5 protein-coding genes are annotated in these 6,736 nt (G+C 43.2%); all 5 read right to left on the reverse strand.

Annotated features, from left to right (window positions below; translation table 11 throughout):
- Nucleotides 1-85 precede the first annotated feature (85 nt).
- The 5 genes from OCV61_RS17980 to holB all read right to left on the reverse strand — a co-directional run bounded on the left by OCV61_RS17980 (nt 86) and on the right by holB (nt 6,526).
- The gene (locus OCV61_RS17980; protein ID WP_158422902.1) at nt 86-2,947 is read right to left on the reverse strand and encodes a leucine-rich repeat protein; all 2,862 of its coding nucleotides are present in this window, start codon (nt 2,945-2,947) and stop codon (nt 86-88) included.
- A 69-nt stretch (nt 2,948-3,016) separates the two neighbouring features.
- Nucleotides 3,017-3,856, reverse strand: a complete 840-nt coding sequence (gene rsmI / locus OCV61_RS17985; protein ID WP_158422903.1) for a 16S rRNA (cytidine(1402)-2'-O)-methyltransferase — start codon at nt 3,854-3,856, stop codon at nt 3,017-3,019.
- Nucleotides 3,857-3,902: 46 nt separating this feature from the next.
- Nucleotides 3,903-4,643, reverse strand: coding sequence for a tRNA1(Val) (adenine(37)-N6)-methyltransferase (locus OCV61_RS17990; protein WP_158422904.1), 741 nt, complete (start codon nt 4,641-4,643; stop codon nt 3,903-3,905).
- Nucleotides 4,636-5,535: a PSP1 domain-containing protein gene (locus OCV61_RS17995; RefSeq protein ID WP_158422905.1), complete on the reverse strand. Its 900-nt coding sequence runs from the start codon at nt 5,533-5,535 to the stop codon at nt 4,636-4,638. Before OCV61_RS17995 ends, OCV61_RS17990 begins: the two co-directional genes overlap by 8 nt.
- A 1-nt stretch (nt 5,536) precedes the next feature.
- The gene (gene holB / locus OCV61_RS18000; RefSeq protein ID WP_158422906.1) at nt 5,537-6,526 is read right to left on the reverse strand and encodes a DNA polymerase III subunit delta'; all 990 of its coding nucleotides are present in this window, start codon (nt 6,524-6,526) and stop codon (nt 5,537-5,539) included.
- Nucleotides 6,527-6,736 lie beyond the last annotated feature (210 nt).

Below are 6,736 nucleotides of genomic sequence, written 5' to 3' on the forward strand. Positions count from 1 at the left end.
ATATTTCGTCATTTAACGTTTCTGCATTTATCATCTCCATTTATTGTGGATAACTGCTCTCATATTTCAAATTTGAGTTTCGCAATTACCTATATTTCTTATACACTTTCTTCTTGCTCCACACTGTAACCTTCACAGTGGCTTTCTTGCCGCTTTTAGTTCTTGCTGTAATGGTAGCCTTACCATTCTTTTTCATCCGGATCACACCCTTGGATGTGACAGATGCAACCTTTGGATTAGAACTTTTCCAGGTAATAGTATCTGTGGCTTTTTTCGGTGTAAGGGTAGTCTTTACTGTAAATTTGTAACCTTTATATGCCCGCAAATCCTTTACATTCAGTTTTATCCTCTTTGCAGGGATCTCTTTTACTCTTACCTTGCAGACAGCCTTTTTCCCATTAGAAAGAGACGCTGTGATCACTGCAGTTCCTTTCTTTTTTGCAGTGACTTTTCCTTTCTGGTTCACTGCTGCCACACGGCTGTTAGAACTTTTCCAGGTAATTTTCCCTTTGGCCCCACTTGCCTTAAGCACAGCATTTTTCCCTTTATAAAGGGTCATGGAAGATCTGTTCAACTTAATTTTGGAACTGCTGCTACTGTTGCTTCCACTATTGATATTGTTATTGTTGCTGTTATTTTCATTGTTTTTATCATTATTTCCAAATGGATTGTCCCCATCCCCATCAATGGTATCCCAGAAATTTACCTCACCCACTTTGATCCTTACCGGTGCTGTTACTGTAAAGCCGCCCATCATATTGGTGATTGCAGTGATCTGTGCACGTCCTGCTGAAATCCCCCGTACATTTCCCTGGGCATCTACAGAAGCCACAGCCGGGTTACTGCTGCTCCACTGGAAATCTTCAGGATCCAGTTCCGTCACTGTCCTGCTTTCATTTGACTCTGCGATCACAGGAGCCATTTTCTGTGTATCTCCCACACTCACGGTCTGTGTCCATGCAGTAATAGTCTGGTCATACCATACCAGTTTTTTAATGGTATAATCTTCAGTGATCACAGGGATTGTTACTTTTGTTGTGTAATCTGCCGGTGCTGCAAAGCTTCCAGGAGTGGTTTTACCGAAAAGCTGTACACAGTAAAAATGTTCATTCTGCTCAAAGCATCCCACACCAATTGAAGTATAATCTGTGTTCAGGATATTCCATTTGTGCATTTCTGAATTCATCCACATCTGCACATCCCCGGCTGCATCCAGGTAACTGGTTGCACTTAAAATATTTTCTCCCCAGGCAGTAACAACTGTGCTTGCAGTATTCCATGCGGATCCTGTAGGTCTGGTATGATCATATTTCACGCTGCATTCTGATGCTCTTTTCATAGCAGCTGCAAGAAGATCCGGATCCATGGTAAGGGGTGCAGCTCCCACCTTTGCTCTTTCCTGATTGGTAAAGTTTAAAATTTCATATGCTCTTGAATATTTGTATGTACCTGTAAAACTTAAATTGCTGGTTCTTCTGTAAGACCCATCATCCGTCTGTACCAAACCTGAAGGAAGATTCACCACCAGTTCAGGAGAACACTCGGCAAAGGCTCGGCTTTCTATTGTTTTAACCGTTGAAGGAATATTGATTTGCCTTAATGCAGTACACCCGTAAAAAGAATTACCGTTGATCGTTTCCAGCCCCTCTGGCAGACTAATAGAAATCAGACTGGTACAATCCAAACACGCCCTTGAATCAATTACTTTAATGTTATTTCCAAGGCTTATACTTACAAGACTTGTGCATTCTTCAAAAGTCTTGTAAGGCAGTTCTGTAATTCCGTTTCCGATAACAGCTGTCCTCAGGCTCTTGCTTCCCTTGGCAATTCCGTATCCAATCTGTGTTACCGTATCCGGGATCACCAGTGATTCAAGACTGGAATCCTGGAATACCCAGCTTTCAACTGTAGTCACACTGGCCGGAATCGACACCTGTTTGATATTCTTAACCCCTACAAACGAAGAATCTCCTATAATTTCCACACCATCAGGAATCTGATATGTATCTGTATTTTTCCCTACCGGAACACTGAGCAGCTTCTTACCGTCTGCACTGAATAAAACGCCATCGATCACTTTGTAGTAAGGATTGCCTGCATCAAGAATGTATTCTTCCAGTGTTGTATTATTAAATGACTGGGTGTTGATAGACTCCAGGGATGCAGGAAGTGTGATCTGCTTTACATCCACACCCAGAAAAGCTGCATTTCCAATGGATTTTACGTTCTTTCCCATACGTACCCCGGAAGCTCCTTCACATGCACAGAATGCTCCGTCTTCGATCGTCACCAGAGATTCCGGAAGATTAATTGTCTTCAGCCTGTAACAGCTGTAAAATGCATTTCTTCCGATCACAGTCAGTGTTTCCGGAAAAGAGATTTCCTCTATGGCACAGCACCAGAAATTGGAATTTCCTACCTTTGTGATCCCATCAGAAATCACCAGTTTCTTAATCTTCGTTTCCTCTGAATACCAGGGCTGCTGAGTATCATCTTCATAATCAGGCATTTCTCCGCTTCCTGTGATAGTCATCACTCCCTGTGATAACTGAGCGGTAATGGTTCCGGTTAATGTATAAGTCTTTGTTTCCCCTGAATCGCCTGCACTAAACACATCTGTATCTGCCTGATCTGTAAATTCTTCCTCCGTAACCTCAAAAGAATCATCTGTTACATCCTGAACCTGATCTTCTGACGCGTCCTCTGCCGATACAGCCTCATCCTGTACATCTTCTATCTCATTATCAGAGTTTTCAGTATTATCACTCTGTGCAACTTCATCCTGGGATAACTCTCCCACACTTTCCATACCCTGCTGTACATTTTCCTGGCTATTCTCCTGCACATTTAAAGCTTCTTCTGCGGTAAACTCCTCTGCACCGCATAACGCTGCAGGCTGCACAGCCAAGATCAGGGTTAAAACTCCTGCAAGTAATTTTTTCTTCATCTCTCTTATTCCCCTTTTGTACTTGATGAAACAGACATGTCATCTATAGGCGGCAAAAAGTCCTCTGCTTCACTGGATCAGATACTTATAAATTTCTCTTTTAGTCACGCCTCTGTCCTTTGCCACCTGCTTCATGGCTTCCTTACGCGGCATTCCCTGTTTTTCATAAAGTTCCATATGATCCTCAATAGAAATCTCTTCCCAGGATTCCTGGGCTTCCTTTTCCATCTCTTTTCTGCTTCTTCCCTGGATCACCAGCACGCATTCTCCTAAAGGCTTGCTGTCCTTATAATATGCCAGCAGATCATCTATTGTGGTAAGAAATGCTGTCTCATGCTTCTTGGTCAGTTCCCGGCATAAGGTCATTTTCCTGTTACCAAGAGCCTCCCTTAACTCTTCCAGGGTGCTTAACAGATGATGTGGTGCTTCATAAACGATCATAGTTCTTGTTTCATTCTTCAGTTCTTCCAGAACCGCCCTGCGCTCTTTCTTATCAGAGGGAAGAAAGGCTTCAAAAGCAAATCGCCTGGTAGGAAGCCCGGACATGGTAAGAGCTGTAATACAAGCAGCAGGACCAGGCAGGGAGGTCACTTCAATCCCCGCCTGGTGGCACATGGAGACCAGTTCTTCCCCCGGATCTGAAATCCCCGGAGTACCCGCATCTGTGATCAGAGCAATATTGGCACCTTGACGCATCTTTTCAACCAATACCATCCCTTTATCAATCTTATTATATTCATGATAGCTTGTCATAGGCGTTTTGATCTCAAAATGATTCAGCAGCTTAATACTATTCCTGGTATCCTCCGCTGCGATCAGATCCACCTCTTTCAATGTACGCAGAACCCTGAAAGTAATATCCTCCAGATTCCCGATCGGTGTTGCGCATAGATATAATTTTCCGCTCATAAATTCCTCATTTCAGATAAATAACCACCGCATAATCATCCTTACCTCATACCATCCCATACAGTTCCAAGATAGACTTTGTGTAAACCCCCGGCTTTTCATAAACGATCAAAGGCCTTTCCACTGTGATCCGCGGATTACCGCCTTTCACAGCTTCAATCAGAACCATGTTGGGTTCCTTATCAATATATGGATAAACCAGCTGCATTCTCTTTGGCTCCAGCTTGTATCTGGTCAGAACATTCATGATCTCAGCCAATCGAAAAGGCCTGTGCACCATATAAAAACGTCCTCTGTCCCCTAGTACCCTGGCTGCCTGGCTTACCACATCTTCCAAAGTACACAGGATCTCGTGTCTTGCAATTGCCTTTGGCATATGGGGATTGGTCAGCCCATGGGCACCGATCATATAAGGAGGATTACAGGTAATAACATGAAAAGAAGCTGCCCCGAAAATACTGACAGCTTCCTTTATATCTCCCTGTATGATCTGAATCCTGTCCTCAAGGCCGTTATACTTTACGCTTCTTTCTGCCATCTGGGCGCAATCTTCCTGGATCTCTATCCCGGTAAAATTCTTTCCCTTTGTTTTGGCAGATAAAAGAATGGGGATAATGCCGGTACCTGTACACATATCAAGTACCTTTTCCCCTTCCTTTACCTTTGTAAAACCTGACAGAAGCACTGCATCCATGCCAAAACAGAACTTTTCCCTGTCCTGGATCACATAACAGCCATTCTGCAGATCATCTACACGTTCATTTTCTTTTACAAGATCTTTATTCATCCAGCTTGGAGTCTCCCTTTTTGTCTTCCAGATTCTTAAGTTCTTTCAGTTCCTGCTCTGAAATCTTCACTTTCTTTTTCCTTGGGCGGAACTTCAGATCCTCCACAGCAAACTCCTGGATCTCTTTTTCATCGTTAATCTCAACAATAACCTTTACTCTCTGCCTCAGTACATTCACACTGTGTACAGTTCCATGAAGGCCATCCGGAGTGATCACCGTATCACCATTCCCGGGAAGACGCTTGTTTAACTCCTCGTAGGTTTCCTGCTCATTTTTCAGACAGCACATCAGTCTTCCGCACACACCAGAAATCTTGGTCTGGTTCAGAGAAAGGTTCTGCTCTTTTGCCATACGAATGGAAACCGGTGCAAACTCTGACAGATAAGTATGACAGCAAAGGCACCTGCCGCAGATCCCAATACCTCCCAGGATCTTTGTCTCGTCTCTTACTCCGATCTGACGAAGCTCGATCCTGGTCTTGAAAATGGCTGCCAGATCCTTTACCAGCTGCCTGAAATCAATACGTCCGTCTGCTGTAAAATAAAACAGCACCTTATTGTTATCAAAAGTATACTCTGCATCGATCAGCTTCATTTCAAGCCCATGTTCACGGATCTTCTTCTGACAAATCTTGAAAGCATCCTTTTCCTTCATGCGATTCTGGGCTTCTCTTTCGTCATCATCCTTTGTTGCCACCCTGATCACTTCTTTCAGGGGATGCACCACATCTTCTTCTTTGATATCTCTTGGTGCAAGCACAACCTTGCCATACTCCACACCTCGTGCTGTCTCAACGATCACATGATCTCCTACTTTTATTTTGTAGGTCTTAGGGTTAAAATAATATATTTTTCCTACATTTCGGAATCTTACACCAACTACCTTTGCCATTCTATTTCTCCCTGATTGTCAGAAACAGTAATTCCAGTGCCAGTTCCGTATTAACATTGGCACGCAGACGTACTTTTGTCTTATCCAATGCCTCCAGTATCTTTTCCAGATTCTCATACGAACGCTGACTGGCCTGTTCCCTGATATAATTAATTTCCTGCTTAAATACCAGATTATCGATCTCTCTGGTAGCTTTGAACATCAGAACATCCCTGAACCAGAACTGAAAAATATCCAGATAGTCATTAATATTCTGCTTCTCACTGGACAGATTTTTAATGGCTTCTGTCAGCTCATATACTTCCATGGAATCTGCATACTTCAGAATTTTAAGTGCCTTCTGAGTAATATCCGCAAACTCCTGAGAGGTGGCTGCTTCCTTTGCCTTGCCTATACTGCCATGTGCAAAAGATGCATCAATCTCTGCCTGATAATCCGGTATATGAAGATGCTCCATCAGATATTTCTTTACCAGTCCATCATCCACTACCTTCAAATCCAGACGTACACATCTGGAACGGATGGTAGGCAGAAGGCCGTCAATATTACTGGTAAGCAGCATGATCACAGCGTATTCCGGAGGCTCTTCAATGGTTTTCAGAAGAGCATTCTGCGCCTGCGGTGTCATGATCTCTGCATCCGGAATAATATAGATCTTATATGGACTGCTGTAAGGCTTAATATCCACATCATTTACTACCTGCTCACGTATTTCATCAATACTGATGGTGTTTGGTTTTTCATGCTTCACCATGATGATATCCGGGTGATTCTTACCAATAGCTCTCTTACAGGATTCGCACTTCCCACATGCATTCTCTCCACCTGCTTCGCATTGCAGTGTCATTGCATAAATGCCAGCAAGCAACCGCTTTCCGGATCCCGGTTCTCCGGCAAAAATATAGGAATGTGATATCTTTCCTGTTTTGATGGCATTTTGTAAATGCCTGATAATCTCTTCATGCCCTATCACATTATTAAACCCTACCATAGGAATCGCCCCTCTCTCATCAATCTTGTTTCAGTATATCATATTTTCGGATATAATGCTACAATTTACACAAGACGCCAGATCCGAAAACGAAGGCCTGATATATCGTTTCTGTGACATGCTCCCACCACTTAAATCTCAGATTTTGAAGTGGGGGCTTCTTGCTCAATGGCTCTACTGAGCCAAGTATCTACAAGCTATCCTCGCGTG

The sequence above is a fragment of the Blautia ammoniilytica genome, from assembly GCF_025566965.1.
Taxonomy (GTDB): Bacteria; Bacillota; Clostridia; order Lachnospirales; family Lachnospiraceae; genus Blautia_A; species Blautia_A ammoniilytica.

Bases quoted from the DNA above. Each gene is read 5' to 3' on its own strand.
- rsmI (WP_158422903.1), bottom strand. From the start codon at position 3,856: ATGAGCGGAAAATTATATCTATGCGCAACACCGATCGGGAATCTGGAG.
- holB (WP_158422906.1), bottom strand. From the start codon at position 6,526: ATGGTAGGGTTTAATAATGTGATAGGGCATGAAGAGATTATCAGGCAT.
- OCV61_RS17990 (WP_158422904.1), bottom strand. From the start codon at position 4,643: ATGAATAAAGATCTTGTAAAAGAAAATGAACGTGTAGATGATCTGCAG.
- OCV61_RS17980 (WP_158422902.1), bottom strand. From the start codon at position 2,947: ATGAAGAAAAAATTACTTGCAGGAGTTTTAACCCTGATCTTGGCTGTG.
- OCV61_RS17995 (WP_158422905.1), bottom strand. From the start codon at position 5,535: ATGGCAAAGGTAGTTGGTGTAAGATTCCGAAATGTAGGAAAAATATAT.